The 25,936-nt window shown below is 72.5% G+C and carries 27 protein-coding genes and 2 pseudogenes; 13 read left to right on the top strand and 16 right to left on the bottom strand.

The features are described from left to right. Window positions 1–94 precede the first annotated feature (94 nt). The 3 genes from AB0B29_RS22535 (at window position 95) to AB0B29_RS22525 (ending at window position 3,178) form a co-directional block, all read left to right on the top strand. Window positions 95–793: a DUF2293 domain-containing protein gene (locus AB0B29_RS22535; RefSeq protein WP_362242517.1), complete on the top strand. Its 699-nt coding sequence runs from the start codon at window positions 95–97 to the stop codon at window positions 791–793. 211 nt (window positions 794–1,004) lie between these two features. Beyond that, window positions 1,005–1,484: an anthrone oxygenase family protein gene (locus tag AB0B29_RS22530; RefSeq protein WP_362242514.1), complete on the top strand. Its 480-nt coding sequence runs from the start codon at window positions 1,005–1,007 to the stop codon at window positions 1,482–1,484. 203 nt (window positions 1,485–1,687) lie between these two features. After that, entirely contained in the window at window positions 1,688–3,178 is a 1,491-nt protein-coding gene (locus AB0B29_RS22525) for a glutamate synthase subunit beta (RefSeq protein WP_362242512.1), read from the top strand. 46 nt (window positions 3,179–3,224) lie between these two features. Here AB0B29_RS22525 and AB0B29_RS22520 read toward each other — a convergent pair whose 3' ends face one another. Beyond that, a complete protein-coding gene (locus AB0B29_RS22520) occupies window positions 3,225–3,710 on the bottom strand; it encodes a carboxymuconolactone decarboxylase family protein (protein WP_362242509.1) in 486 nt (161 codons plus the stop codon). 47 nt (window positions 3,711–3,757) lie between these two features. Between AB0B29_RS22520 and AB0B29_RS22515 the strand changes: the two genes are divergently transcribed. Further along, window positions 3,758–5,170, top strand: a complete 1,413-nt coding sequence (locus AB0B29_RS22515) for a PLP-dependent aminotransferase family protein (protein WP_362242506.1) — start codon at window positions 3,758–3,760, stop codon at window positions 5,168–5,170. A gap of 39 nt (window positions 5,171–5,209) precedes the next feature. Here AB0B29_RS22515 and AB0B29_RS22510 read toward each other — a convergent pair whose 3' ends face one another. From AB0B29_RS22510 to AB0B29_RS22500, 3 genes are all read right to left on the bottom strand, one after another. Beyond that, on the bottom strand, window positions 5,210–6,022 hold the full coding sequence (locus AB0B29_RS22510; protein ID WP_362242503.1) for an SAM-dependent methyltransferase: 813 nt from the start codon (window positions 6,020–6,022) through the stop codon (window positions 5,210–5,212). An 80-nt stretch (window positions 6,023–6,102) separates the two neighbouring features. Then, window positions 6,103–6,357: a DUF397 domain-containing protein gene (locus tag AB0B29_RS22505; protein ID WP_362242501.1), complete on the bottom strand. Its 255-nt coding sequence runs from the start codon at window positions 6,355–6,357 to the stop codon at window positions 6,103–6,105. Beyond that, window positions 6,358–7,218, bottom strand: coding sequence for a helix-turn-helix domain-containing protein (locus AB0B29_RS22500; protein WP_362242498.1), 861 nt, complete (start codon window positions 7,216–7,218; stop codon window positions 6,358–6,360). Window positions 7,219–7,434: 216 nt separating this feature from the next. On the opposite strand from AB0B29_RS22500, the gene AB0B29_RS22495 reads away from it, so the two are divergent. From AB0B29_RS22495 to AB0B29_RS22485, 3 genes are all read left to right on the top strand, one after another. Continuing rightward, window positions 7,435–8,124 carry an ATP-binding protein gene (locus AB0B29_RS22495; RefSeq protein ID WP_362242495.1) on the top strand — a complete coding sequence of 230 codons (690 nt, stop codon included), beginning with the start codon at window positions 7,435–7,437 and terminating at the stop codon, window positions 8,122–8,124. Further along, complete coding sequence (locus tag AB0B29_RS22490) at window positions 8,121–8,555, top strand: hypothetical protein (protein WP_362242492.1); 435 nt, start codon at window positions 8,121–8,123, stop codon at window positions 8,553–8,555. The genes AB0B29_RS22495 and AB0B29_RS22490 overlap by 4 nt, the downstream gene beginning before the upstream one ends. Before the next feature lie 345 nt (window positions 8,556–8,900). Next, window positions 8,901–10,856, top strand: a complete 1,956-nt coding sequence (locus tag AB0B29_RS22485) for an ABC transporter ATP-binding protein (protein ID WP_362242489.1) — start codon at window positions 8,901–8,903, stop codon at window positions 10,854–10,856. A gap of 21 nt (window positions 10,857–10,877) precedes the next feature. On the opposite strand, the gene AB0B29_RS22480 is transcribed toward AB0B29_RS22485, so the two are convergent. Together AB0B29_RS22480 and AB0B29_RS22475 are read right to left on the bottom strand one after the other, a co-directional pair. Beyond that, window positions 10,878–11,060, bottom strand: coding sequence for a hypothetical protein (locus AB0B29_RS22480; RefSeq protein ID WP_053671240.1), 183 nt, complete (start codon window positions 11,058–11,060; stop codon window positions 10,878–10,880). Between the two features lie 271 nt (window positions 11,061–11,331). Further along, window positions 11,332–11,685 (bottom strand): annotated as a pseudogene (locus AB0B29_RS22475) (amidohydrolase family protein); the annotation flags it as partial. Between the two features lie 257 nt (window positions 11,686–11,942). Between AB0B29_RS22475 and AB0B29_RS22470 the strand changes: the two are divergent. After that, window positions 11,943–12,896 (top strand): endonuclease/exonuclease/phosphatase family protein, encoded by a 954-nt coding sequence (locus tag AB0B29_RS22470; protein WP_362242486.1) that lies wholly within the window; start codon window positions 11,943–11,945, stop codon window positions 12,894–12,896. Window positions 12,897–12,918: 22 nt separating this feature from the next. On the opposite strand, the gene AB0B29_RS22465 is transcribed toward AB0B29_RS22470, so the two are convergent. Continuing rightward, window positions 12,919–14,811 carry an FUSC family protein gene (locus tag AB0B29_RS22465; RefSeq protein ID WP_362242483.1) on the bottom strand — a complete coding sequence of 631 codons (1,893 nt, stop codon included), beginning with the start codon at window positions 14,809–14,811 and terminating at the stop codon, window positions 12,919–12,921. Between the two features lie 268 nt (window positions 14,812–15,079). Between AB0B29_RS22465 and AB0B29_RS22460 the strand changes: the two genes are divergently transcribed. Next, entirely contained in the window at window positions 15,080–16,039 is a 960-nt protein-coding gene (locus AB0B29_RS22460; protein WP_362242480.1) for an expansin EXLX1 family cellulose-binding protein, read from the top strand. 76 nt (window positions 16,040–16,115) lie between these two features. Here AB0B29_RS22460 and AB0B29_RS22455 read toward each other — a convergent pair. After that, window positions 16,116–16,319 (bottom strand): annotated as a pseudogene (locus tag AB0B29_RS22455) (hypothetical protein); the annotation flags it as partial. Between the two features lie 45 nt (window positions 16,320–16,364). Here AB0B29_RS22455 and AB0B29_RS22450 point away from each other — a divergent pair. Continuing rightward, complete coding sequence (locus AB0B29_RS22450; RefSeq protein WP_362242478.1) at window positions 16,365–16,766, top strand: RidA family protein; 402 nt, start codon at window positions 16,365–16,367, stop codon at window positions 16,764–16,766. A gap of 154 nt (window positions 16,767–16,920) precedes the next feature. Here the strand turns inward: AB0B29_RS22450 and AB0B29_RS22445 are convergent, their stop codons facing one another. Both AB0B29_RS22445 and AB0B29_RS22440 read right to left on the bottom strand, forming a co-directional pair. After that, window positions 16,921–17,643, bottom strand: a complete 723-nt coding sequence (locus AB0B29_RS22445) for an aspartate/glutamate racemase family protein (RefSeq protein ID WP_362242475.1) — start codon at window positions 17,641–17,643, stop codon at window positions 16,921–16,923. Between the two features lie 5 nt (window positions 17,644–17,648). After that, on the bottom strand, window positions 17,649–19,100 hold the full coding sequence (locus AB0B29_RS22440; protein WP_362242472.1) for an NCS1 family nucleobase:cation symporter-1: 1,452 nt from the start codon (window positions 19,098–19,100) through the stop codon (window positions 17,649–17,651). A gap of 168 nt (window positions 19,101–19,268) precedes the next feature. On the opposite strand from AB0B29_RS22440, the gene AB0B29_RS22435 reads away from it, so the two are divergent. Further along, on the top strand, window positions 19,269–19,952 hold the full coding sequence (locus AB0B29_RS22435) for a GntR family transcriptional regulator (RefSeq protein WP_362242470.1): 684 nt from the start codon (window positions 19,269–19,271) through the stop codon (window positions 19,950–19,952). Here the strand turns inward: AB0B29_RS22435 and AB0B29_RS22430 are convergent. Next, entirely contained in the window at window positions 19,922–20,653 is a 732-nt protein-coding gene (locus AB0B29_RS22430) for a uracil-DNA glycosylase (protein ID WP_362242467.1), read from the bottom strand. The genes AB0B29_RS22435 and AB0B29_RS22430 overlap by 31 nt on opposite strands. A gap of 491 nt (window positions 20,654–21,144) precedes the next feature. Between AB0B29_RS22430 and AB0B29_RS22425 the strand changes: the two genes are divergently transcribed. Then, the gene (locus tag AB0B29_RS22425) at window positions 21,145–21,747 is read left to right on the top strand and encodes an RNA-binding S4 domain-containing protein (RefSeq protein ID WP_362242464.1); all 603 of its coding nucleotides are present in this window, start codon (window positions 21,145–21,147) and stop codon (window positions 21,745–21,747) included. Between the two features lie 126 nt (window positions 21,748–21,873). On the opposite strand, the gene AB0B29_RS22420 is transcribed toward AB0B29_RS22425, so the two are convergent. From AB0B29_RS22420 to AB0B29_RS22410, 3 genes are all read right to left on the bottom strand, one after another. Further along, entirely contained in the window at window positions 21,874–22,362 is a 489-nt protein-coding gene (locus tag AB0B29_RS22420; RefSeq protein WP_362242461.1) for a DoxX family protein, read from the bottom strand. A gap of 162 nt (window positions 22,363–22,524) precedes the next feature. After that, on the bottom strand, window positions 22,525–23,562 hold the full coding sequence (locus tag AB0B29_RS22415) for a protein kinase family protein (protein WP_362242459.1): 1,038 nt from the start codon (window positions 23,560–23,562) through the stop codon (window positions 22,525–22,527). 16 nt (window positions 23,563–23,578) lie between these two features. Further along, window positions 23,579–24,277: a class I SAM-dependent methyltransferase gene (locus AB0B29_RS22410; protein WP_362242457.1), complete on the bottom strand. Its 699-nt coding sequence runs from the start codon at window positions 24,275–24,277 to the stop codon at window positions 23,579–23,581. 155 nt (window positions 24,278–24,432) lie between these two features. Between AB0B29_RS22410 and AB0B29_RS22405 the strand changes: the two genes are divergently transcribed. Further along, window positions 24,433–24,696 (top strand): DUF6343 family protein, encoded by a 264-nt coding sequence (locus AB0B29_RS22405; RefSeq protein WP_362242455.1) that lies wholly within the window; start codon window positions 24,433–24,435, stop codon window positions 24,694–24,696. Window positions 24,697–24,836: 140 nt separating this feature from the next. Here AB0B29_RS22405 and AB0B29_RS22400 read toward each other — a convergent pair whose 3' ends face one another. After that, window positions 24,837–25,217 carry a tetratricopeptide repeat protein gene (locus tag AB0B29_RS22400; RefSeq protein ID WP_104779441.1) on the bottom strand — a complete coding sequence of 127 codons (381 nt, stop codon included), beginning with the start codon at window positions 25,215–25,217 and terminating at the stop codon, window positions 24,837–24,839. Between the two features lie 50 nt (window positions 25,218–25,267). After that, on the bottom strand, window positions 25,268–25,888 hold the full coding sequence (coaE, locus tag AB0B29_RS22395) for a dephospho-CoA kinase (protein WP_362242452.1): 621 nt from the start codon (window positions 25,886–25,888) through the stop codon (window positions 25,268–25,270). Between the last annotated feature and the right edge of the window lie 48 nt (window positions 25,889–25,936).

The following is a 25,936-nucleotide window of genomic DNA, read 5'->3' as shown; positions in this document are numbered from 1 at the left end:
GGCCGGCCGACCTCTCGGCGGAGCAGCGGCCGGATCGCCTGGGTCCGTCCTGAAGTGCGCAGTTCGGGCTGCCGTCACGGGGAATGAATCAGGTATGGTCCCCCGCGCCTCGCTCCCGCCCCACACCGGACTCCTCGTCTTCCAGCCTCTCAAGCGGCGGTACTGCGCCGAGTGCCGACGGGGGCCACTGCCCCTGCTGGTCCTGGAGGACGGTGCCCCACGCTGCCTGGACTGCGCCGACCTGGCGCATCTGGTGTTCCTGCCGAGCGGCGACACCGCGCTGACGCGCAGATCGCGGGAGGAGAGCGCGCTGTCGGCGGTGGTCGTGCGGTTCGACCGGCGCAGGAGCCGGTACGAGCGGCAGGGTGTTCTGGTCGAGGAGGCGGCGCTGGCGCGGGCCGAGCAGCGGTGCCTCGCGGACGCCGAGGCGAGACGGCGACGCCGGGTGCGGGACGCGCGGCGGCGGGCGGCCCAGGACGCCTTGTTCGCCCAGGCGTTCGCGACGGAGATACTCCGGCTCTTTCCGGGGTGCCCGGCCGATCGGGCGCGGGCCATCGCCCTGCACGCCTCGGAGCGGGGCAGCGGACGGGTGGGCCGCAGCGCGGCGGGGCGTGCGCTGACCGAGGGTGCGGTGACCTCGGCGGTCGTGGCGTCCGTACGGCATGTGGACACGCCGTACGACCGGTTGCTGATGAGCGGTGTGCCGCGACACGAGGCGCGGCGGCGGATCGCGGCGGCGGTGGCGACGGTGCTGGGGGGATGGACCCGGGCAGGACTCGGTTCGACGGGGTGAGGTGCCCCGGCCCGCAGGAGCTGCCGCGCGTCCGCCCGGGCTGTTCTGCGGGCCGTGAGAAGAGGGCCGTGGGGGGAGGGCCGTCCGGTGGAGCTGGGACGTGTGCTGATGACCCCGCGCCGCTCGGTCATGGTCACTGTCCTCGTACGGAATTTCACTTGTGGCGAGGAAGAGCGCCGGGCAGGCTCCGGCTCGACGGGCGGGAGAGGACATGATCGACGGACCGTACTTCGTGCTGACGGTGCTGGGCGTGCTCGGGACCGGCCTGGTGGCCGGGGTGTTCTGCGGGTTCTCGACCTTCGTGATGCGGGGCCTCGGCATGTTGCCGCCCGCGCAGGGGGTGGCCGCGATGAACGCGATCAATGTGGCCGCGGTGGCTCCGCCGTTCATGATCGTGTTCCTCGGGTCGGCCGTGCTGTGCGCGGTGATCGCGGTGGTGACGTTCGTGCTGTGGCCGGACGAGGGAACGGTGGAACTGCTGGTGGGCAGCGCCCTGTACCTGTTCGGGTCGTTCGGGCTGACCATGGTCGCGAACGTGCCGCGCAACGACGCGCTGGCCGGGCTGGAGCCGGACACTCCGGAGGCGGCGGCGTACTGGCCCGTGTATCTGCGGGAGTGGACGCTGTGGAACCACGTCCGCACCGCCGCCTCGGCCGGGGCTGCGGTGGCCTACGTGCTGGCGCTCACCTGACGCCGGTGACTCACCGCATCCGGCGCCACGCGGCGACAGGCACCGGCCGGGAGGCGGACGTATCGTGGCGAAAGGAGTCCCGCAGGACACCACGCACGGCGCACGAAGCACGACCCACGACGCACGACCCACGACGCGACGCGCGAGGGGAGTGCGACCCGACGACGTACGGCCCGTCACACGCGCACGCAAGGAAGACGGCCATGGCCGATCCCAAGGGTTTCATGACCACGCCCCGCAAGGACTGGCCGCGCAGGCCGGTCGAGGAACGGGCACGGGACTGGGACGAGGTCTACGTCCCCGGGGCGCTGCTGCCGATCATCAGCGAGCAGGCTGACCGCTGCATGGACTGCGGCATCCCCTTCTGCCACGACGCCTGCCCGCTGGGCAATCTGATTCCCGAGTGGAACGACCTGGTCTCCCGCGAGGACTGGCGGGCGGCCTCCGACCGGCTGCACGCGACGAACAACTTCCCGGAGTTCACCGGCCGGTTGTGCCCGGCTCCGTGCGAGGCGGGGTGTGTGCTGGCGATCAACCAGCCGGCCGTCACCATCAAGAACGTCGAGTGCGCGATCGCCGACCGGGCGTGGGAGGAGGGCTTCACGCCGGCGAGGCCGCCGGAGCGGCTGTCCGGCAAGACGGTCGCGGTGATCGGTTCTGGGCCCACCGGGCTGGCGGCGGCCCAGCAGCTGACGCGGGCGGGGCACACGGTCGCCGTGTACGAGAGGGACGACCGGCTGGGCGGGCTGATGCGGTACGGCATCCCGGCGTTCAAGATGGAGAAGCACCATCTGGAGCGGCGGCTGGAGCAGATGCGGGCCGAGGGGACGAAGTTCCGGACGTCGACGGCGGTCGGGCGGGACATCGGCGCCGAGGAGTTGCGCACCCGCTACGACGCCGTCGTGCTCGCCACCGGGGCCACCGCCTGGCGTGAGCTGCAGGTGCCCGGGCGGGAGCTGACGGGGATCCACCAGGCGATGGAATACCTGCCGCTGGCCAACCGGGTGCGTGAAGGTGATCTGGAGACGTCTCCGCTGTCGGCCGCGGGGAAGCACGTGGTCATCGTCGGTGGCGGCGACACGGGGGCGGACTGTCTGGGTACGGCGGTCCGCGAGGGCGCGGCGTCCGTGACCCAGCTGGACATCTACGCGCTGCCGGACGTGGAGCGCGACGAGGACACCGAGCCCTGGCCGACGTACCCGATGCGGGTCTACCGGCTGTCCGCCGCTCATGAAGAGGCCCGTGACCTGCGGACCGCCCCGGTCGCGAACGCGGACGCGCGGCTGTTCGCGGCGTCCACGCTGCGCTTCGACGGCGACGCCCAGGGGCATGTGCGGTCGCTGCACCTGGTCGAGGTGGACGCGCGGCGCCGCCCGGTGGACGACACCGGGCGGACGCTCCCCGCCGACCTCGTGCTGCTCGCCCTCGGCTTCTCCGGGCCCGACCGGGGGGACGGGCTCGTCGACCAGCTGGGGCTGGAGATGGAGCCCCGCGGGACGATCGCGCGGGACTCCGGCTTCGCCACGAACGTGCCCGGGGTCTTCGCCGCGGGCGACGCGGCGCGGGGGCAGTCGCTCATCGTGTGGGCGATCGCCGAGGGGCGGGCGGTGGCGGCGGCCGTCGACCGTCATCTGACGGGCAGTTCGAGGCTGCCGGCGCCGATCGGACCGTACGACCGGCCCATGGCGGTGTAACGCGCCCGGCCTCCTCGGCCGCCCGGCCGTTCAGCCCCCGCAGGCTTCACCGCTCGTCCGTCCCCGCGACCTTCCCCGTCGACAGCGCCACCCGGTTCCACGTGTTGATCGTGCAGATCAGGGCGATGACCTGGGCCAGTTCGCGCTCGTCGAACCGCGCGGCCGCCTGCGCGTAGACGTCGTCCGGGACGCCGGCGTCGGCGACGAGCGTCAGCGCGTCCGTGAGGGCGAGGGCCGCCTGCTCCCGCTCGGAGAAGAAGTGACGGGCCTCGCGCCACACGGCGACCATGTGGAGCCGGTCCTCGCTCTCACCGGCCTTGCGGGCGTCGTTGGTGTGCATGTGGAGGCAGTACGCGCAGTGGTTGAGGTGCGAGGAACGGATCTGGATCAGCTCGACCAGGGCCGGGTCGAGGACGTCGCGGGCGGCGGCGTCGAAGGCGATGAGGGCCCGGAAGGCCTTGGGGGCCGAGGCGCCGAAATTCAGGCGGTTCGCGGCCACTTGAGTCTCGTGCGTGCTCGTGTTCGTCGTCATGTCCTTCAACCTACGAGCCGGAAAGACCCGCTGTAGGGTGCATTTCCATGGTGGATTCATGGGTCAATGCGGCGGAGCGGATCGGGTCCGACCTGCATCTGGAGCTGAGGGGGCCGGGCGGCCGCCGGGCTGCGCTGACCAGGGCCCTGCGCGAGGCCGTCCGCAGCGGGCGCCTCGCCCCGGGCACGCGGCTGCCGCCGTACCGATCCCTCGCGGCGGACCTCGGCGTCGCGCGCAACACGGTGGCGGACGCCTACGCGGAGCTCGTCGCGGAGGGCTGGCTCACCGCACGGCAGGGCTCGGGTACGCGAGTCGCGGAGCGCGCGGAGCCGTTGCGGCCGGCCGCTCGGGTGCCCGTGAAGGCACCTCCACGCGCGCGTGGTCCCCGGCACGACCTGACGCAGGGCACCCCGGACGCCTCGGCCTTCCCGCGCACCGCCTGGCTGACCTCCTACCGGCGGGCTCTCCAGCAGGCGCCCCGCGAGGTGTTCGGGCCGGGCGACCCCGCGGGGCGACCGGAACTGCGGGAAGCGCTCACGGAGTACCTGGCACGCGCGCGGGGGGTGCGGACCGCGCCGGACCGGATCGTGGTCTGCTCCGGTTTCGCGCACGCGCTGCGGCTGCTGTTCGGCGGCGGCGTCCTGCGCGGGCCTTTGGCGGTGGAGGCGTACGGGCTCGGGTTCCACCGGGACATCCTGCACACGGCCGGGGTGCGGACCGTGCCGCTCCCCCTTGACGAGAACGGTGCACAGGTCGACCGGTTGGGGCGCGAGCGGACCGTACTGCTCACGCCGGCACACCAGTTCCCGACCGGCGGTCCGCTGCACCCCGCGCGCCGGGCCGCCGTGATCGACTGGGCACGCGCGCGGGGCGGGCTGGTCCTGGAGGACGACTACGACGGGGAGTTCCGCTACGACCGCAAGCCGGTCGGCGCGATGCAGGGGCTCGACCCCGAGCACGTGATCCACGTCGGTTCGGTGAGCAAGAGCCTGTCGCCGGCGATCCGGCTGGGCTGGATGGTGCTCCCGGAGCGGTATGTCAGTGCCGTACTGGACGCCAAAGGCGAGCGCGAGGCGTGGGCGAGCGTCCTGGACCAGCTGAGCCTGGCGGACTTCATCGCCTCGGGGGCGTACGACCGGCACGTGCGGCGGATGCGGCAGCGCTACCGCGGCCGCCGGGACCGGCTCGTCGCGGCGCTCGCCGAGCACGCGCCGCACATCGAGGCCACCGGCATCGCGGCCGGACTGCACGCGGTGCTGCGGCTGCCGGCCGGCACCGAGGCGTCCGCGGTCAAGGCCGCCGCCTGGCAGGGCGTCGCCCTCGACGGTCTCGCGGCGTTCCGGCACCCGGAGACCGGCATGCCGGTGGGCGACGGGCTCGTCGTGGGGTACGCGACCCCCTCCGAGCACGCCTACGGGCCGGCCCTGGAGGCGCTGTGCGGTGCACTGCCGCCGCCGTGACCGGCCCGAAGCGGAAACCCTGGCGGACCCGGACGAGGCCTAGGCTTTGCGACCGATCGCCCCGTAGCCCGGGATCACCCCGTCGTCCTGTCCGGGCACGGGTTCGCCCAGCTCGGGGTGCCAGCGGTGGGGCACCTCGACGCCGGGCTCGACGAGTTCGAGGCCGTCGAAGAAGCGGGTGAACTCCTCGCGGGAGCGCAGGGCCAGCGTGACGCCGGCGGCGCGCAGCTTCTCGGTGGCCGCCTTCGACTCCTCCGGGGTGAAGTCGGCGGTGGCGTGGGTCATCACCAGGTAGCTGCCGGAGGGCAGTTCGGCGAGCAGCCGGCGGACCAGGTCGTGGGCGCCGTCCTCGTCGGAGACGAAGTGCAGCAGCGCGACCAGCGACAGCGCGACAGGGCGGCTGAAGTCCAGGACCTTCCTCGCGCCCTCCAGGATGGCGTCCGGATCGCGCACGTCGGCCTGGAGGTACTCGGGCACACCCTCGTCCGTGCCGCGCAGCAGGGCCGCCGCGTGGGCGAGGACGATGGGGTCGTTGTCGCAGTACACGACCCGGGCGCCGGGCGCCGACTCCTGGGCGACCTGGTGCAGGTTGGGCTCGGTCGGGATGCCCGTGCCGATGTCCAGGAACTGCCCTACGCCGTTGCGGGCCAGCCAGCGTGTGGCGCGGTGCATGAAGGCGCGGTTGACCCGGGCCATCACCGGGACCCTGGGGTCGAGGGTGAGCATCTGCCGGCCCATCTCCTCGTCGACCGGGTAGTTGTCCTTGCCGCCGAGGTACCAGTCGTACATCCGCGCGGGATGGGGTCTGGTCGTGTCGATCTGGACGGCCGACGTGGGGTCCTGCCCGGTCATGAGGCACTCCGTAAGGCGCATTGGGTGGTCAATTCAGCACCAGCGTAGGAAAGTCGAGGGCGAAGAACGGCGGGTACGCATCAGGACAGCAGGAAGTCCGCCGCGCCCGACTTCGCCCCCTCGATGAAGGCCGTCATCTCGTCGGTGGTGTAGATCAGCGCCGGTCCGTCGGGGTCGGTGGACTGGCGGAGGGCGATCCGGCCGTCGGCGAGTTTCATCGCCTCCAGGCAGTTGCCTCCGTTCCCGCCGCTCCACGGCTTGTGCCAGCCTTCGCTGCCCAAGTCGCGCGCGGGCATGCCGTTGTAGACCTGTTTGCGCGGCTTGATGCGATCCATTCACAGCTCCTTGCGGAGATCCCGGAGGATCTCCTTCGTGCGATGTGCCGTAGCGGCCTGCGCCGCCATGCGGTCCATGACCTCGAGGTGGGTCGCCACCTCGGTGCGCGCGTCGAGATAGACCGCGCCGGTCAGGTACTCGCTGTAGACCATGTCCGGAAGTTCGGGCATGGCGAATCGGAACAGCACGAACGGCCCGTACGTGCCCGGGTGCGGCCCATTGGCGAACGGGGCGATCTGCAGCGTCACGTTGGGCAGGTCCGTGGCGTCGAGCAGCTTGTCGATCTGGGCACGCATCACCTCCGGGCCGCCGGCCGGGCGCCGCAGCGCGGTCTCGTCCATCACGACCCACAGCCGCGGCGCGTCCTCGCGGGTGAGCAGGTCCTGGCGCTGCATGCGCAGGGCGACATGGCGCTCGATGTCATCGGGCCGGGTCTGGCCGATGGCGCCCGAGCGGAGCACCCCGCGCGCGTAGTCCTCGGTCTGCAGCAGCCCGGGGACGAAATGGGGCTCGTAGCTGCGGATGACGCTGGCCGCGCCCTCCAGGCTCACGTACATCGAGAACCAGCCGGGCAGGATGTCGTGGAAACGCTGCCACCAGCCGGGCCGGTTGGCCTCCTCGGCCAGCAGGACGAAGGCCTCGGCCTCCTCGTCGGAGATTCCGTAGGCCTTGAGGAGCAGTTGCAGGTAGGGGATTTTGAGCGCGACCTCGGCCATTTCCATGCGGCGGACCGTGGCGGGGGCGACGCGGAGGATGCGCGCGGCCTCTTCGCGCTTCATCCCGGCGCGTTCCCTCAGGTCCAACAGGCGGCGGCCGAGAACGACCTGACCGACCGTCGGTGCGGACCGCGGTTCACTCACGCTCCACCTCCAGGAAAGAGTTCTGACGAGCCGGTCACAAAAGAACGCTGACAGCCCGGCGACGCCATTCGAGGCCCTCTCGAAGAACTGATTCGAACAAAGGTTTCGAACGAATCTTCGATGGTCTCAACTGGCGTCGCGCGGGGTGCTGTTGCGAGCAGTGTGCCACGGCCTTCCAGACCGTCACACAGCACTCTGCAATTTTCAGAGTGACACTTGCCAAGTGTTCGCGGCGAGGCGATAGTGGCAAGCGTGATTCCGTCCGCGCCCTTAGGAACAGACGCCGCCTCAGGCCCTCCCGGGCTTGACGCCGCCACGGAAGAGGTCCCCCTCGGGGCCGCTGCCGAGCGCCGGTTCCGTTTCGAGCTGGCCGCACATCCGGGTTCTCCGGCGCAGGCCAGACGCCTGACCCGAGCCCGGCTGACGGGCTGGTCGGTGTGCGAGGACACGTGCGACAGCGCGGCCCTGGTGGTTTCCGAGCTGGTCACCAACGCCATCGTGCACACGGCGAGCACCCACATAGTGTGCGAGCTGCACGACGGTGACGACCTGGTGCGGATAGCCGTGCGCGACGAGGGCTGCGCCCCTGGCCAGCCCCACGCCGCCAGCCGGACACGGCCCGAGGAGGAGCACGGGAGGGGACTGCTCCTCGTCGACGCCCTGTGTCATTCCTGGGGTGCCCACGAGAACGGCCCCGGGCTGCTGGTCTGGGCCGAGCTGCCACGCACGGCGGACCTGTCGAACGATCCGGCCGGGCCCTGTGCCGACCTGGGCTGGGGCGCCCGCCCGAAGCGCGGCCCGTCCGACGACCCGGACGACGACGGAAGCCGCCAGGAGGCCCGCCACACGCGCGGAGCCCCGGAGGTCCCCCCGCAACAGCGCCGCCCGAAGCGGGGGCACGCATGAGTCCCGGGCCGGGAGGTCGCGTGCTGAACCTGGACACGCTGCTGCGCGTCCGCAGAGGGCTGCGGACACCCGGTCCGGCCCTGCGGCTGCCCGTGCCCGACGGCATGACGGCCCCGCTGGGCTGTGACGCGGTCGCCGTGCCCGCCGCTCTCGGCCCGCTGGTCATGCCGCGGCTGCCCCGCGTGGGCTGTGTCTACGCCGACGAGACGCACTGGTGGTGGCTGGTGCCGTCCGACTCCGACCACGCCCTGGAGTGGCCCGCCCCGGCGCGGTACGTCACCGGCGCGGCCGTCCCGGACCTGCCGGAGATCCCCGCCCTGATCCACCGCCCGGACGGCACCCTTCCGTACACCCCGCCCATTCCCCTCTATCTGGCCCTGTGCCGCGCGACGGGAACGGCACCGTCCTGGTCCCGTCCGGTCAGCGCGTAGACGGACCCGCCCGACCCAGCACGACCGACGTCGGCCCCACCGCTGTACACACGGCCCCGCACGACCGACCGTCACCCACTCCCCTCCGCGCCCCTGACCCGCACGACCGGCCTCCGCATCGCCGGCGTGCGCCTCCCTCGGGCTCCGGCCGCTCCCCTCGCCCCAGCGCATGGCCCCGGCCCCCCACCACCCCACACCCCCGCGCCGCCCCGCACCTCCCTCCGGCCGGGTCGTGCGCCCGCGCGCCTCCGGCGCCCCGGGCTACGCCCTGCCCGGGGTGGCGCCCGCCCCGCGATAGTGGCCGTTCGTTCAGGAGCGGGCCCGAGCGGGGGAGGTCGGTCGACCGTGGGGAAGAAGCGGACCGCGCCGGAGGTGTCCGAGTCGGAGCGGCTGCTCTTCGGCGGGCCGCTGCGCTACGACATGGGCTGGAACAGTCACGCCGACGCGTTCCTGGAGCTGAACTTCCGCGCCATGATCACCCGGTTGCCGTCCCTGCTCGCGGCCAGCCTCCGGCTCGCCCGGCAGGCAGACCGGGGCGCCGCGCGGATCGTGCTGGCCGCCGAGGCGGGCCGGGGCGTGGCGCAGGCGGTGAGCCTGCTCGCGGTGAACAGCGTGCTCGCCCGGCTGATGGGCGGCGGCCCGATCGACGAGAGGCTGCGCGGAGCCGTCCCCGCCCTGGTGACGGTGGCCGTCGTGATGTTCCTCGCGGCCCTGCTGCGGGCCGCGAGCACCTACGCCACCGGCCGGCTGGAGCCCAAGGTGGAGCGGGTGGCGACCGAGCAGTATCTGGAGCGGGCCGCGGCCGTGGAGCTGGCCGCGATCGAGGACCACGCCTTCCACAAGCTGCTGGACACCGCGCAGTACGGCGCCGCTTCAGCGCGCCGGATGATCTCCTACGGGACGCGCGTGATCAACGCGATGATCTCGCTGGTCGCGGCGGCGGGCGTACTGACCGTGCTGCACCCCGCCCTGCTGCCGCTGCTGATCACGATGGTCCTCCCGAGCGCCTGGAGCGCGCTGACCGTGGCCCGGCGCCGCTACGAGTCCTTCCACGCCTGGGTGCAGCACGCCCGCGCGGGCCGACTGCTCGGCAGCCTGCTGATCGAGCCCGAGGCGGCCCCGGAGATCCGGGTGCACGGGGTGGGATCCTTCCTGCTGCGGCACTTCCGCGCGATGTCGGAGACCGCCGAGGCCGAGCAGGCCCGCCTGGCGAGGCTCGCCGCGCGCACCGGTCTGATCGCGGCGGCGTGGACGGGCGTGGCGACGGTGGCGACGTACGCGACGCTGGGCGGGCTGCTGCTGGCGGGCGCGATGGCCCTGTCGGTGGCGGGTACGGCCGTGATCGCGATCCGGACCGGTTCGCAGAGCCTGGACACCCTGGTGGTGGAGGTCAACGCGCTGCACGAGGAGGCGCTCTTCGTCGGCGATCTGCACCGGCTGTACACCGAGGCGGACCAGTGGGCGATTCCGGCGGGCGGCACGCGGCTGCCGGAGGACCCGCGCGAGATCCGCTTCGAGAACGTCACCTTCCGCTATCCGGGCGAGTCCGCCCGCCCCGCCCTCGACGACGTGACGCTCACCCTGCCGCTGGGCCGGATCGTGGCCCTCGTCGGGGAGAACGGCTCCGGCAAGACCACCCTGGTCAAGCTGCTCGCCGGGCTCTACACGCCGGAGCGGGGGCGGATCCTGTGGGACGGCGTGGACGCGGCTGCCGCGGACCGGCACCTGCTGGCCGAGCGGATCGCGATGGTGGCGCAGGACTTCAAGCGGTGGCCGTTCACGGCCCGGGTGAACGTCGCCCTGGGACGTACGTCGGTGCCCGTGAGCGAGGACCGGCTGGCCGCGGCGATCGCCGAGGCCGGGGCGGAGCCGGTGGTCGCGGACCTGCCGCGCGGGCTGGACACGCTGCTCGCCCGCAACTTCAGCGGCGGGCACGAACTGTCGGGCGGCCAGTGGCAGCGGCTGGGGATCGCCCGGGCGGCCTACCGCAGGGGCCGCATCCTGATCGTGGACGAGCCGACGGCGGCCCTGGACGCCCGGGCCGAGCTGGAGGTCTTCGAGCGGATCCGCGCCCTGGCCGACAGCGGCCAGACGGTCGTACTGATCACGCACCGGCTGGCGTCCGTGCGGCACGCGGATCTGGTGCACGTCCTGGACCAGGGCCGGCTCGTGGAGTCGGGGACGCCGGACGAGCTGCTGGCGACCGGCGGGCTCTACGCCGAGCTGTACGCGCTCCAGGCGGAGCAGTTCGCCTCGTCACCCGCGCCGGTCAGGAAGGTGCCGGCCCCGAAGGCGGGCTGACGGCACGTGTCAGGCCACATGTCAGGCCGTGGCGTCGGCCGCGTCACCGCTGCGCACGATCACCAGGAACATGTCCGTGGCGAGGTCCATGACGACCTCGGCAGGCAGGCCCTCGCTGCGCCGCGCTTGCGCGAACTCCTCCGCAGGCCAGGAGCCACGCGGCCCACCGGCGGGAAAGCGCTCGAGCACCGTTCGCCCGTTCACCCTGCACCTCCATGTAGCGCTGTACTCGTAGAGTTAAACGCCAACCATGGGGTGAACGGCTCGCGAAGTGACGGTTCTGAGACGTACTTGACACGCGTTCACCGCCAAGTGTGACCAACCTCTCAGCCTCTTGGCGCATGTGTTCACTTTCCGTATCAGTCGTCGCACGGGTCGTGATACCGAAATGCTCACGTCCCACAGGCGCATCACAGCCGACGCGCGCCTCTCGGGTGCTGCGGGTGCCGTCGGGTGTCGTACCGCTGGATGCGTCGACCGTGGCCGCGGTCGACGAGCGCGGGCAGCCGGTCAGGTCGACCAGGGTGATGTCCGCCTTCCGGCCCGGCGCGATGCTGCCGATGCCGTCCCCGAGGCCCACGGCCCGGGCGCTCTGCAGGGTGGCGTGGTGCAGCGCCTGGCGGGAGGTCAGCCGGCAGGGATCGCCCTCGGCCGACTTCCGGACCAGCGAGAAGAGGGCCATGGACTTGCACACGTCGAGGTCATTGTCGGAAGCGGCGCCGTCGGTGGCGAGTCCGACGTCCACGCCGATGTCACGCAGGGCGTACGCGGGAGTGGTGTCGGGCCAGGCGAACTCGAGCCAGCCGCGGGGCGCGCTGGCGACGGCCACGCCGTTGCGTACGACGATCGCGGCGTCCTCCGCGAACCCGATCCGTTCTTGATCGTCGTGCACGAGGACGGTACATGCGCTGATGATGAGCTCGGCGGGACCATCCGCGGCAGAAGGCGTCACCACGCCGACGTACGACGACGTCGTAGGGCGGCATGAGCCGAACCGCACATCCCGTCACGGCTCTGTCGTGGGGCGGGCCGGGCGCGCACCCTGGCCTCACCACCCCGACTGTCGGCTTCTGAAAGGAGCCCGGCATGCTCCTCGGCACCTGGAACCTGGAGAATCTCTACCGGCCCGGCGGCCCGTACGGTCCGCAGGACGAGGCCGGGTACGAGGCGAAGCTCGCCGCGCTCGCCGCCGTGATCACGGAACTCGATCCGGCCCTGCTGGGCGTGCAGGAGGTCGGGGACCCGGAGGCTTTGAAGGATCTGGCCGGGATGCTCGACGACGACTGGCATGTCGCCGTGTCCGAGCACGCGGACATCCGGGGCACCAGGGTCGGGTTCCTCAGCCGTGTCGCGATGACGGTGGTCGCCGACTCGCGGGCGTTCCCGGCGGAGCTGCGTCCCGTCCAGGCGGACGATTCGGGGCTGACCGTGGGGGAGGCAGGGCGGGGCGTCCTGGCGGTCGAGATCGAGGGCGGGGACGGGCCGCTGCGGGTGGCCGTATGCCATCTGAAGTCCAAGCTGCTGTCGTACCCCAACGGCCGTTTCCAGCCCCGCGACGAGGGCGAACGTGCCCGCTACGGCGCCTACGCCCTGTACCGGCGGGCGGCCGAGGCGACGGCCCTGCGCGCCCTCGCCGACGAGCTGCTGGCCGGGGACGGGCAGGGGCGTGACGTGGCGGTACTGGGCGACCTGAACGACGAGGTGCAGGCGGCGACCACGCAGATCCTGCTCGGCCCGCCCGGCTCGGAGCTCGGCGCAGCGGGCCACGACCGGCCCGACCGGGGCGATGCGGCACGGCTGTGGGACGTGGCCCCGCTCATCCCGCCCGGGCAGCGCTGGTCCCGGGTGAACTCCGGGCGGCGCGAGCTGATCGACCACGTTCTGCTGAGCCACCGCCTGGTGCGCAGGGCGACGGCGGCGGGCACGGGTCTGCCGGGCGAGTGCCCGCCCGGTCTGCCGTCGGTCGGCCCGGACCCGGCGGAGCGGCGGGGCGCACCGGGTTCCGACCACGCTCCGGTGTGGGTGCGGGTCGGCGGCTGAGCACCGGACCGCACCGGGGGTGCTAGCCGGCGAGGGATGTCCGGGGCGGCCGGAGGCCCAACCGCTCCCCTCGTCCGGCGAGTTCGGCGAGGACGGCCGCGAGGCGCTCCTGGTGGCGGGGCCCGATCCGGCCCGTGTCGTCGAGGTGCACCGCGCAGGCGGTCGTGGTGTCGACGAGGCGTTCGAGGAGGTCGGCCACCTCGTCCGCGCCTTCGGCGTGCCGGGCGAGGGCGGGCAGTTCGTGGGCGGCGCGGGAGATGGCCGAACGGGCCTCGGCCAGGGTGCGGTAGGCCTCACGGCGCAGGGTCCAGCGGGTGGCGCGGTGGTCGGAGGGCGTGCCGGAGTTCCCGATGCGCGGGGCGTCGGCCTCGTCGAGCACGTGCGTGAGGTAGGCGTACGCGGCCTCGTTCGCCGCCACGAGCCGGGCGCGTACTCCCCCGCCTCGCCGGCCGGGCATCGGCAGGTGCCCCACGATCAGCACGATCGCACAGGCCAGCAGCGTCTCGCCGATCCGGCCTGCGGAGGCCTGGGGCTCGCCGCCGACCATGACGAGCGCGAGGACCAGGACGGTGACGACGGCGGTCTGGGCGGCGAAGTGCCGGGTGGCCACGGGTATCAGCGCTCCGCTGAGGGCGACGAGCGCGATGAGCCCTTCGGGACGGGGCAGGACGGCGGCGAGCCCGGCGAACAGCAACGCCCCCAGGACGGTCCCGGCGGCCCGGTTCAGCACGCGCGAGGCCAGCGGACCGAGGTCGGGTTTGACCAGGAAGACGGCCGTGGCGGGCAGCCAGTACCAGTGCGCGTGCTGCCCGTACCACTGGGCTCGGTGCAGCGCCTGGGCGACCGCGCAGGCGGCGCCGAAGCAGAGGGCGACGCGCAGCCCGTACTCGCGTCCGGCGCTGCCGAAGACGGCGCGCAGCCGGTCCCGGGCGCTGCGGGACCGGGTGTGCAGATCGCCGCCCCGGCCTTGGTCGAACGCGTCGGCGGCGTGCAGGAGGGCGTCGTCCAGGGCGCGTAGCGCGGGCGCCGAACGGGAGGGTGCGGGCAGCGGCCCGGTGTGGGTGTTGCCGCGCACGGCGGCGGCGAGTCGCCGGGGGCCTTCGGAGGCCCGCTCGGCGACGGGCTCCTCGGCCCAGGCGAGGGCGGTGGCGGCCTCCGCGAGGGGCAGGGCCGCGGCGTACTGCGCGTGCAGACGCCGCTCGGCGGACGAGGAGGCGTACTTTCGCAGCCGGGGCCCGGCGAGGGCGTCCTGGGCGTGGTCGAGGGCGGCGGTGAGCGCGGCCCGGCGGCGGAGGGCGTCCGGCCCGCCGACGGCGTCGAGCAGATCGGCGACGGCCTCATACACAGCCGCCACGGCGTGCCGTTCCCCGTCGAACCGGAAGTCACCCGCGAGGGAGCCGGGCGTGGGCAGGACGAGCCGCAGCACGAGCAGCCACCCCGCGCCGGCGAGGAAGGCGAGCGCCCGCTCCCATCCGGGCTCCGGCAGGGGCATCCCGGCACCGATCGCCGCGCCGACCAGCACCTGTGTTCCGGTGGCGGACGCGACGGGCCCGACGGCACTGATCCCCCCGGCCACGAGCCCGACGACGGTGAGCACCACGGTGAGGACGACCGCCCCGGTCTCCTGCCCGGTGTACGTCCCGATCACGAGGCCCGCCGCACCACCCAGGGCGGGCACTCCGATCCGCTCGACCGACAGGCGCCGGCTCCCGGGCCGGTCGTTGATCCCGGCGAGCATGGCGGCGACGGCTGCGACGACTCCGAGCGAGGTGAGACCGGTCTGCACGGCCACGAGCAGGACGGGCCCGGCGGACAGGGCCCCCCGCGTCACCGCGTTCCAGGGCACCGGCCCCCGCTGGGCACGCAGGGCGTGCGCGAGCCAGGGCGGAAGCTCGGGGGCGATACGGCGGGACACGGAGCTCCTGTCGTCTCGTCGCGGGCAGGGGTGAGCCTTCGGGCGGCGGCGGCCGGGGCGGTGCTGTTCACGGTAGGCGGGGTTTGGGGAGGGCAGGTTTCCGGAACGTGTCGGACGGCTGGGAACCGGCGTTCTTTATGTACGCAATCAAGCAGTGGGCGATGTGCACGATCCAGAGAGGGGCGGCAACCTTTTCGGGCCCGGCGGCCACTGGTGGGTCGTAAGCGCGCGTTCTCCCGAACCCCGCAAGGACCCGAAGGACTCATCCGTGGCATCACCGTCCCACCGCCGTCCCGCTCGCAAGCGGCGCACGGCCCTCGTCCTCACCGTCGCCGCAGCAGCCGTGGGCCTCCTCGTCTGCCTCGTGATCGCCCTGCGCCCCGGCGGCGAGGCGGACACGGTGCGCACCGCGGCGCAGGACACCGCCGGCGCCCGGCCGACCGCCCCGCCGACGACACACAAGGCCACGCCTGCGTCGAAGGCGTCCAAGGCACCCAAGGCCTCCAAGAGCCCCCGGACACCCAAGCCCGCCGCGACCACTCCTTCGGCACGGCCCTCGGCCACCGCCACCCGGACGCCCGCGCCGCGTCCGGCGTCCGGCACGGCACCCCTGGCGGGGAGGATCAAGCCCGGCACGACCTACAACGGCGTCGCCACCCACTACGACGCCAAGGACGGCGACGGGGCCTGCCTCTACGGCCCGAGCCCCGACCTGATGGTCGCGGCGATGAACCACACCGACTACGAGACGTCACAGGCGTGCGGGGCGTACATCCTGGTCCGCGCGGCGAACGGCGCCTCCGTCACCGTCCGGATCACCAACGAGTGCCCCCTGCCGTGCGCTCCCGGGCAGATCGACCTCAGCAAGGAGGCGTTCGCGAAGCTGGCCGGACTCTCCGCGGGCCGGATACCGATCACCTGGAGCCTGCAGAGCCCCGCCACGTCCCCGGCCCTCTCGATCCGCTACAAGACCGGCTCCAGCAGCCACTGGTGCGGCATCCAGGCACTGGGCCACCGCAATCCGCTGGCCCGGCTGGAGGTCAGGACCGGCGGCGGCTGGACCCGGCTGACCCGAACCGAGTACAACTACTTCCTCTCCCCGAACGGCACCGGCTGCGGCGGCCCCCTCAGGCTCACCGACATCTACGGCGAACAGCTCACCGTCGACGGCATCGCGATCCGCCCGGACACCGTCCAGCCGACCCGCGTCCAGTTCACCCGGCGGTGACGGCTTCCACGGCCCGGGCGAGGAGGGTCTGCGTGTCGGTGACGGCCCGGATGAGTGCCGACCGCGCGGAGGTGGCCGGGTCGAAGGCGCCGCGGTAGTAGACCGCGAGATCCCAGTCGCTGTCGGGCCGTTCGCTGCCCTGAGCCCGGGCCCCGCCGAGGGTGACGGCCTCGACGGCGGGCAGGGCGGCCAGGCGGACGGCGGTGGTGGCGAGGAAGGTGTGGTCCGGGAGGAGGGGAAAGGCGGAAATACGGGTGCGTCCATGGGCCGGGACCCGCATGATCGGTGGTCGTCGTGCCGTCGCCCGCAGATCGGAGCCCTCACCGTGATCCGCCGCGTCACCGTCCCGAGCCTCTTCCCGCCGCCCACCTACTCGCACGCGTCCGTCGTGGAAGCCGGCACACGGCTGGCGTTCCTCGCCGGATCCGTACCGCTGGGCCCGGACGGCACGCTCGTGGGACCCGGCGATCCCGTACGGCAGGCGCAACAGGTCATCGACAACCTCCGCGAGCAACTGGCGGCCGTCGGCAGCGACCTGGGACACGTCGTGGCGACCGACGTGTACGTGGTGAGCGGCGAGCCGGCCGTGCTGTCCGCCGTGTGGAGCGTGGTCGAGGCGTCCGGGCTCAGCGCGGGTCCGCACTCGTCGACGCTGATCGGCGTGGCCTGTCTCGGATACACCGGGCAGTTGGTGGAGATCACGGCGACAGCCGTCGTTCCCGGGTAGCAAGGACCGCCCTGCTGATCGAGCACCGCGGGCGGCGCCCCGCCGGCAAGACGGATCCACGGCCGACGCACATCGATTCCGTGCTGCCGCCCGGCACATTCCTGCCCATCTGCTGGATCGCGGCGGACGGACGGCCCCGACGGCCCGGCATGAGCTACTGTCCGGCAGGCCTCCCCCACAGCCTCCGCTTCGGCAGTGGCCCGGCGTAGCTGCCCACGCGGCTCGTCGTCAGGCCCAGTGCCACGAGCGACTCCGCCAGTCTGACCGCCGCGGCGACCCCGTCGACGACCGGCAGGCCCAGCTTCCGGCCGACGACCCGCTGCAGCCCCGTCATGCCGGCGCAGCCCAGGACGAGCACCTCCGCCCCGGCCGCGCAGGCCCGTTCGGCTGCGGCCAGGAACGCCGTCTCGGTCCGCTCCTCGTCACCTAGGTCGAGCACGTTCAGGCCCGTGCCGACGATCGCCGCGCAGTTGCGCGCCACGCCCGCCGTCTCCAGGCTGTCCTCGATCTGGCCGCACGAGCGCTCCAGGGTGGTCACGACGCCGTAGCGGCGGCCCAGGAGGCAGGCCAGGTGGGCGGCGGCCTCGGTGATGTCGACGACCGGTACGTCGACCAGTTCCCGTGCGCCCTCCCTGCCGTGCTCCCCGAATCCGGCCATGACCACGGCGTCGTACTGCGGCCCGTCGTAGGTCCGCAGCGTGTCCAGGACGGCGGCGGCGGACAGGTAGCTGTCGAGCCAGCCCTCCGCGGACGCCGGTCCCCACGCGGGGGTCAGTCCGGTCACGGTGGTGCCCGGACCTGCGGCGGCCCGGGCACCTCGTACGATCTCCCCGGTCATCTCCTGCGTGGTGTTGCAGTTGGTGACGACGATCCGCACGTCTCTCAGACCTCCGCGGTGGCGCGCTCGGGGCGGCACAGGACCGCGTACAGCCCGGCGGCGAGCGCCGTGCCGATGAACCAGGAGTACGGGGCGACGTCGCTGAAGGTCTTCACCAACGCCAGCACGGCCGCGACACCGGCCGCGGGCAGGAACGCCCACAGGGCCTTGGGGTTGAAGCCCTTGCGGTAGTGGTAGCGGGCGCCAGGAGAGGCGTCGAACAGCTCGTCGACGTTCACGCGGCCGCGCTTGACCCAGTAGTAGTCGACCATGATCACGCCGAACAGCGGCCCGAGGAAGGCGCCGAGGCCGCCGAGGAAGTAGTTCACGACGGTCGGGTTGGAGAAGAGGTTCCAGGGCGTGACCAGCAGCGCCGCGACGGTGCTGATCATGCCGCCGACCTTGAAGGTGATCTTCTGCGGCCAGACGTTGGCCAGGTCGTACGCCGGTGAGACGAAGTTGGCGACGATGTTGACGCCCATGGTGGCGATGGCGAAGGTCAGCGCGCCGACCACCAACACCCAGGTGTTGCCGATCTCGGCGACGAGGTAGGCGGGGTCGGTGATCTCCTTGCCGAAGACCTCGAACGCGCCGGCGGTGACGATGACCGACACGATCACGAAGGCCGTGGAGTTGACGGGCAGGCCCCAGAAGTTGCCGCGCCTGACGGACCTGTAGTCGGGCGCGAAGCGGGAGAAGTCGCAGAAGTTGAGCATCAGGGTGCCGTACGTGGCGAGGACCAGGCCGATCGCGCCGAACCACTGGCGCCACTGCTCGCCGACCGACACCGGGTGCGGGGTGGAGGTCAGCGAGATCGTCCAGCCGGCCTTGGCGAGGATCCAGACGGCCAGCGCGATCATCACGAGCCAGATCGCGGGGCCGCAGAAGTCCTGGAACCTGCGCACCGACTCCATGCCCCTGCTGATGATCGCCGCCTGGACCAGCCACAGGGCGATGAAGGAGACCCAGCCGAGCGCGTCCAGGCCGAGGAAGGAGTTGTGCGTCCACGACTCCAGGCCCGGCCAGGCCGCCAGCAGCATCACGTTGACGGCGACGGAGGCGAGGTAGGTCTGGATGCCGTACCACATGATGGCGATCACGGCCCTGATCAGCGCCGGGATGTTGGCGCCCCAGATCCCGAAGGCGATGCGGCTGACCACCGGGAAGGGCACTCCGTGGCGCTGGCCGATCTTCCCCATCCAGTTCATGCCGATGTAGATGATCACGAATCCGACGAGCAGCGACGTGAAGATCTGCCAGACGTTCATGCCCAGGAAGAGCAGTCCGGCGGCGAAGGTGTAGTTGCCGAGGTTGTGGACGTCGGACATCCACATGGCGAAGAGGTCGAAGACCTTCCAGTTGCGCTTGCCGACGGGCGCGAGGTCTTCGTTCGTGAGCCGGGGATCGGGGACGAACGCGGGGGTGTCGGTTGGCGCGGCACGATCGGCGAGGGACACGGGGCCTCCAGAACAAGGGGACGACGGAGGGCTGCGCTGCAGGGGCTGCTCCGCGAGCGTGTTTGGTATACCAAAGTGCCGCCATGGTCTCGCCGTCAACCGTTCTGACGGATATCGCTCCTGTTAACGCTCCGTAAAAGACCTCTCCGGTCGGCGAAGATGGGCTGCATGACGAAGATCGAACCCCTGGGAGCGGTGCGCGAACGGGTCACGTCCGAGCTGCGGCAGCAGATCATCGCGGGCAGCCTGCTTCCCGGCGACCGCCTGGTCGAACGCGAGCTGGCGGAGCGTTTCGGCGTCTCGCGCGTGCCGGTCCGGGAGGCGATCCGGGCGCTCGTGGCCGAGGGCTTCGTCCACTTCGAGACGCCCCGCCGCACGGTGGTACGCCGTCTCACCCCGACCGACGTCAAGGAACTGTTCGAACTGCGAGAGGCCCTGGAGGTCTACGCCGCGGGCCTCGCCGCGTCCCGCGCGACCCCGGAGGACCTGGCCGCGGTCCAGGAGCTGATCGACCGCGCGGCCGCCGCCACCGAGGCCGCGGACGCCGAGGCGATCACCGACCTCAACAGCCGGCTGCACGACCGCATCGTGGCGATGGCCGGCAACAGCCTGCTGACCGAGGCCCTGGAACCGGTCGCCGGCCGGTTGCGCTGGATGACCCGGCGCAACGAGGAGTGGCCCCAGCTCCTCGTGGAGCACCGCGAGCTGTACGAGGCCATCGCCTCGGGCGACCCGGACCGGGCCCGCGCGCACGCGCTGGCGCATGTGCGGACCAACTACCGTTCCACCGTCCGCCACCTGTTCGGCGAGGAGGCCGCTCCTCAGGCGCCTGGGGAAGAGTCCGCTGACTGACCGCCCCGGGTCGGCAGCCCCGCCGCCTGCCCAGCCGTCCGCAGGACGTCGCGCAGCATGGCGGGGGTGAGCCGGCCGGTGAAGGTGTTGCGCTGGCTGACGTGGAAGCAGCCGAAGAGTTCCAGGCCGTCGAGGGGGAACCGGGCACCGTGGGAGAAGGCGGGGCGTGGCCGGGGCACGGACCAGCCCGCCTCGGCGAACGCGGGCAGTGCGGCCTGCCAGCCGAAACCGCCGAGCACCACCACGGCCCGCAGCGTCGGGCGCAGCAGCCGCAGTTCCTGCACGAGCCAGGGCCGGCAGGTGTCCCGCTCCTCGGGGGTCGGCTTGTTGGCCGGCGGGGCGCAGTGCACGGGCGAGGTGACCCGCACGCCGTGCAGCTCCAGGCCGTCCTGGGCGTCCACGGCGGTCGGCCGGGAAGCGAGGCCCACGTCGTACAGCGCCTCGTACAGCACGCTCCCGGAGCGGTCGCCCGTGAACATCCGGCCGGTGCGGTTGCCGCCGTGCGCGGCCGGGGCGAGTCCGACGATCAGCAGCCGGGCGTCCGCGGGCCCGAAACCGGGCACCGGCCGGCCCCAGTACGTCCAGTCCGCGAAAGCGGCCCGTTTGGTCCGGGCCACCTCCTCGCGCCAGGAGACCAGCCGCGGGCAGGCCCTGCAGTCAGCGATGCGCCGGTCGAGGAGGGGAAGGCCGCTGGCGTCCATCACTCCACGGTAGGGGCGGCGGTGCCCCCTTCCGTCACCGGGGCCGCGCACTCAGGACGAGCCCGCACGCGATCCCGAGGCGATGGTCGTGCCCCGCGCGGGCCGTGCGTCGAGGCGGCGCAGCCAGAGCAGGGCCCCGGACAGCAGCAGCGCTCCGGTCAGCAACCAGGGCAGCGGGCCCGGCCGCAACGCCCCGACGACGAGGCCGACGAGCGCACCGGCCAGCTGCAGGGCGAGCGACTGGACGGACAGGGCGGTGGCCCGGCCCGCGCCGGCGACGCCGCGGTGCAGGAGGTCGTTCTGGTTGGGGGACGCGGCGCCGATGCCGAGGTAGAGCAGGCGTTGTGAAAATTCTTCGGCAGTGTGGGTTCCTCGGCGGCCGGGGTGCGAGGAGCCATCCCCGCGGGCCGATGTGGAGAAGCTCTCGAAGGATTCACGCGGGCGATTGGAGGGCCTCCGCTAAGCGGTCCCGGAGGGCTAAGGTCGGGGGCATGGCTTCTCTGGGTGCGCGGCAGGACAGGACGGACGGGACGAAAGACTCGGCGCCCGGATCGCCCACGCCCGTCGGCGCCTCCGAGGGCGGCGAGGCGCAGCCCTTGGACCCGAAGGTCGCCGCCGCGATCACCGCTGCCGAGGCCGCGGGTCCACAGGCGGGCACTGTCCGCGTCGACAGTTGGATCTGGTCCGTACGCCTCGTCAAGAGCCGCTCCATGGGAGCCACCGCCTGCCGGGGCGGCCACGTGCGTGTCAACGGCGAGCGGGTGAAGCCCGCACACGCCGTGCGCGTGGGTGACGAGGTGCGCCTGCGGCACGAAGGCCGCGAACGGGTCGTCATCGTCACGCGGCTGATCCGCAAGCGGGTCGGCGCCCCTGTGGCCACCCAGTGCTACATCGACAACTCCCCGCCGCCCCCGCCCCGCGAGGCGGTCGCCCCCGCCGGCGTCCGCGACCGCGGCGCAGGCCGCCCGACCAAGCGGGACCGTCGCGAAATGGAACGCCTCCGCGGCTCGACGGGCCCCGGCAGCGTGTCGGGCCCCGGGCCTGTACCCGGCGCCGGAGCCTTCGGCGGCGGCTCGGGCAAAGCGAGGCCCTGAGGGGCGGCAGGGGCGGGCCGGCCCGGGGCGGGGCAGCGGGGAAGGCCAGCGGGGCGCCACGGGCGAGCCGACCCTCAGGGCGAGGCCGTGGCGAGGGCACCATGGGCGAGCCGGGACGCGGCCGGGTCACCTCCGACGCAGCAGCCGGAGCAGATCCGCAGTGTGCCGCCGCCGCGCCCACGCTATGAGGGTGAGCGGCAGGAGCAGGATCACCGGCGTCGCCGCGTACTGCCCGTCGAAGACGGTTGTCTGCACGATGAACGCGCCCACCATCAACGCGCCCAGCGCCATCGCCGCCACCGACTGGAGCATCGGGATCAACAACGCGATGGCTCCGGCCAGTTCGAGCGCGCCGATGGTGTACATCCCCGCGCTGCCCCAGCCGAGCCGCTCGAACGACTCGGCGGCCGACTCGTGTCCGATCAGCTTGGGCAGGGCGCTCGCGATCGCGTAGAAGAGGGCGAGCAGCACCTGCACAGCACGCAGGGCGATTCGCGCACGCCGCCCGCGAGCGGTCGCGGACTCGGCGATGACGACGCCGGTCGGGGTGGAGCCGGTACGGGCGGAGTCGGTCGAGGTTGAGCCGGTCGGGACGGCAGCGGTGATCTCAGACATGAAGGTCTCCTGGTCAGACGGTGCGTGGTGGTGTCGGAGAGGTAGACCGGCACTCGCTCCGGAACTCATCGCTGCCGGGGAATGCGAGCGGAATGGTCACCGTGCGCGGCGCTTCAGTCCCCGCCCGACCCGTCCCGAACCGTCCCGACCGATCGCGACCGGTCACGGACGGAGCTGGTGGAGCCTCTCCCTCGGGTAAGGAGTCCTCCGGCTTGCCTCCTGGAGGGTGCGGTAGAAGTCGGTCATGACAGCGGCGACCGGTGCGTTGCGGGCGAGGACCTCGGCTGTTCCTGGCGGCACTCCGGCGGGTGCCCTCCCCTGGGCCCACGCCTGTATCAGCTCTCGACGAACCTCCCAGTCTCCGCCGTGCAGCGCGGTGATCAGCCAGTTGACGAGGTAACTGGCCGTGTAGCAGCGGTCGTAGGCGTCGTGCTCGGCGTAGAAGTCCGCCTCGGCCGGCGTCAGGTCGAAGCGGGTGGACAGGGCCAGGCCGTAGTCGGCGAAGTACAGGCGTCGGCCGTCGGTGAGGATGTTCTCGAAGTGAGCGTCGAAGTGGAGCAGCCCACGGCTGTTCATGAAGGACGTGCCCGACGTCAGTTCCTGCTCCACGAGGACACACGCCCGGTCGAGCGCCTCGTCACCGGCCCGCATCTGTTCCGTGAGCCAGGCGTGCAGGGTCCGGGGTATGTACTCCAGGAAGAGCGCGACGCTCGCCGAGGACTGCTGCAGGGCCTCGACCCGCCGCCTCACCGCCGCGCTCCCTCCCCAGTAGGCCACGACCTTCTCCACATCTGCGAGCTCCTCCGCCCGGTGGGGTGCCTCGTCCGGCAGCACCCGCCAGTGGTACATCAGCGGAGAGCCCTGGAACTGTCCGGACAGCGCCCAGTTCGTGGTCATGGTGTGGGCGGCGACCTCTCGCCACGCCCCGAACCCGGGCCCGCCGATGCCGTACTGGCAGACCATGGGCAGTCCGAACACGTTGGCCGTCGAGCGAAGATGCTCCGGCCGCTGCTCCAGGTCCGTGAGGGGGACGCGCTTCACGAAGACCGGTGTACCGGACACCTCGAGCCGGGCCGACTTCCCGCCGATGCCGGTGCCCAACGGCTGGGCCGTGTCCACCAGTTCGCGCAGCTCGGCGTCCCCGAGCAGCGCCAGCAAGGTCGCGACCGTGGCGTACCGGCTCAGGCGAACTGGTTCCACTCCCCCTGGCCGGCGCTCACGCACACCCGGTGGCCTCGCCCGTCGGCACCGCCCGTACCCATATTCGGTCCTCCGTCAGATAGCGGTCCACCTTCAGCCCCGCTTCCTCCAGCGCCTCCTCGAACTGCTCCTTGGTCAGGGGGCGCGCGCGGAACGTCTGGGTCCAGACCGCGTCCGGGAACTCGTATTCCGCGCGCACCGAGTTGACTCCGTCGCCGACCGGCTCCGACGACGTGATCCGCACGGTGAAACCGCTGGGGTCCTTGCGCTCCCGCGGCACGTTCTCGTGGTAGTCCTCGCCCTCCCGCTGGATCAGCACGCAGCCGCCCTTCGCCACGTGGCGCACGCAGGTGCGCAGCATGCCGCGCCGCACCTCGGCATCTCCCGCGTGCACGAGGAACGACGCCAGCAGCACCACGTCGAACGTCTCGCCCAGAGCCAGCTCCTCGATCGGGCCGCATATCGTCCGCGCGCCGCGCACACGCTCCAGCATGGGGGCGGACTCGTCCACCGCCGTGACCGTGAATCCCCGGTCCAGCAGCGCGTGGGTCATGCGTCCCACCCCGCTGCCGAGCTCCAGAATGCGGGCGCCCTCAGGGACCGCCGCCGCGATGACATCCGGTTCGTCCCCGATGGGCAGGCGGGAGTACAGCTCCACCGCGCAGCCGTCCGGGGTGATCGCCCCGGGCCCCGTCCCCTCGTACCCCTCACGCATTTTCATCTCCATGCCCGCCCAACGGACCGCGTCCGCACGCGCGTTCCCGCCGACCTCCACCTTCACCCGACCGAGTGACGAGCCCGCGGGGGCTCGGAGACCTTGGTGGACCGTCGCCACGAGGAGTACGTTGCAAACAGGAGTGGTGATCGACGATGCGTACAGGCAGTGAACCGAGAACCGCACGCAGTGCCCTGCGGGCGCGCTTCTGGCTGAGCCTGTGGGGGCTGGTCTGGGCGCTCTTCGGCACGGCGGCGTTCGCCATCGCCGGGCGGACAGGGTGGGCGATCGCCTGCGGGGTGCTGTTGCTGATCGTCACGATCGATCTGACCGTCGTCCTGCGGCACATCCACCAGGGCCCGCACTACCAGCCGGGCCCCGACATCCCGCCCTACCGACCGCCGGACGAACGCTCCTGAACCGATCGGCGGACAGGCCCGCTCATGGAGACTCCCGAAGGCCCACAGCGGACAGGGCCCGCTCACGGAGACTCCCGAAGGCCCACAGCGGACAGAACAGGCCCCCTACGAACACCCCTGAGGCACACGAGGCAGGCCGCTCACGAGTCGAAGCGTGCGGCCTTCAGAAACTCCGGGTTCGGGTCGAGCGCCGCCGCCAGGCGGAAGTGGCGCTTCGCCTGGTCGGGACGGCCCTGACGCTCATACGTACGGGCGAGCGCGAAGTGCGCGAACGCGTTGTCCGGCTCCCGCTCCAGGACGATCTGGAACTCCAGCTCCGCCGGCCGCAGCTGCGCCGCTGCGAAGAAGGCGCGAGCCCGCAGCAGTCGCGCCGCGGTGTTCTCCGGGTGCGTGGCGATGACGCCGTCGAGCAGCTTCACCGCGCCCCTGGGGTCCCGAGCGGCGAGCAGTTGCTCGGCGGCACGGAAGTCGATGACATGCGTCTCCGGGGTACGTCCGGTCGGACCGCTGGTCTCGGGCACGGCTGAGTCCTTCCCTCACTGCACGGCTTCAACGCCCCCGCGGGGTGCCGCTATTCCGTGGGAGACGGCCGAGGCGCCCGCGACCTGCGCACCAGCTCGGCCCACACGTCCCGCACGCGCTGCTCCAGCCGCTCCAGCGGGACGTCGTTGTCGATCACGATGTCGGCGATCTCGCGGCGCTGCTCGCGCGTCGCCTGGGCGGCCATCCGCGCGCGGGCGTCCTCCTCGGTCATGCCGCGCAGGCGTACGAGTCGGTCGAGCTGGGTCTCGGGGGCCGCGTCGACGACGATCACCAGGTCGTACAGCGGCGCCAGGCCGTTCTCCGTGAGGAGCGGGACGTCGTGGAGGACGACCGCGTCCTCGGCGGCGGCCTCCTCGAGCTCGCGGGAGCGGGCGCCCACCAGGGGGTGCACGATCGAGTTCAGAACGGCGAGCTTCTCCGGGTCGGCGAAGACGATGGCGCCGAGGCGGGGCCGGTCCAGGCTGCCGTCGGCGGTGAGGATCTCCTCCCCGAACGCCTCGACGACCGAGGCCAGCCCCGGCGTCCCCGGCGCGACGACCTCCCGCGCGATGCGGTCCGCGTCGATCAGCACGGCCCCGCACGCGACGAGCAGCCGTGACACCTCGCTCTTGCCGGCGCCGATCCCGCCGGTCAGACCCACCTTCAGCATGCCCCGCAGCTTAGGCCCTGCCACTGACACGCCCCTCGCCCGGGCCGG

It is taken from the genome of Streptomyces tibetensis, assembly GCF_040647715.1.
Taxonomy (GTDB): Bacteria; Actinomycetota; Actinomycetes; order Streptomycetales; family Streptomycetaceae; genus Streptomyces; species Streptomyces tibetensis_A.
Note: the sequence above shows the minus strand (reverse complement) of the source record. Positions and strands in the feature narration are given on the sequence as shown.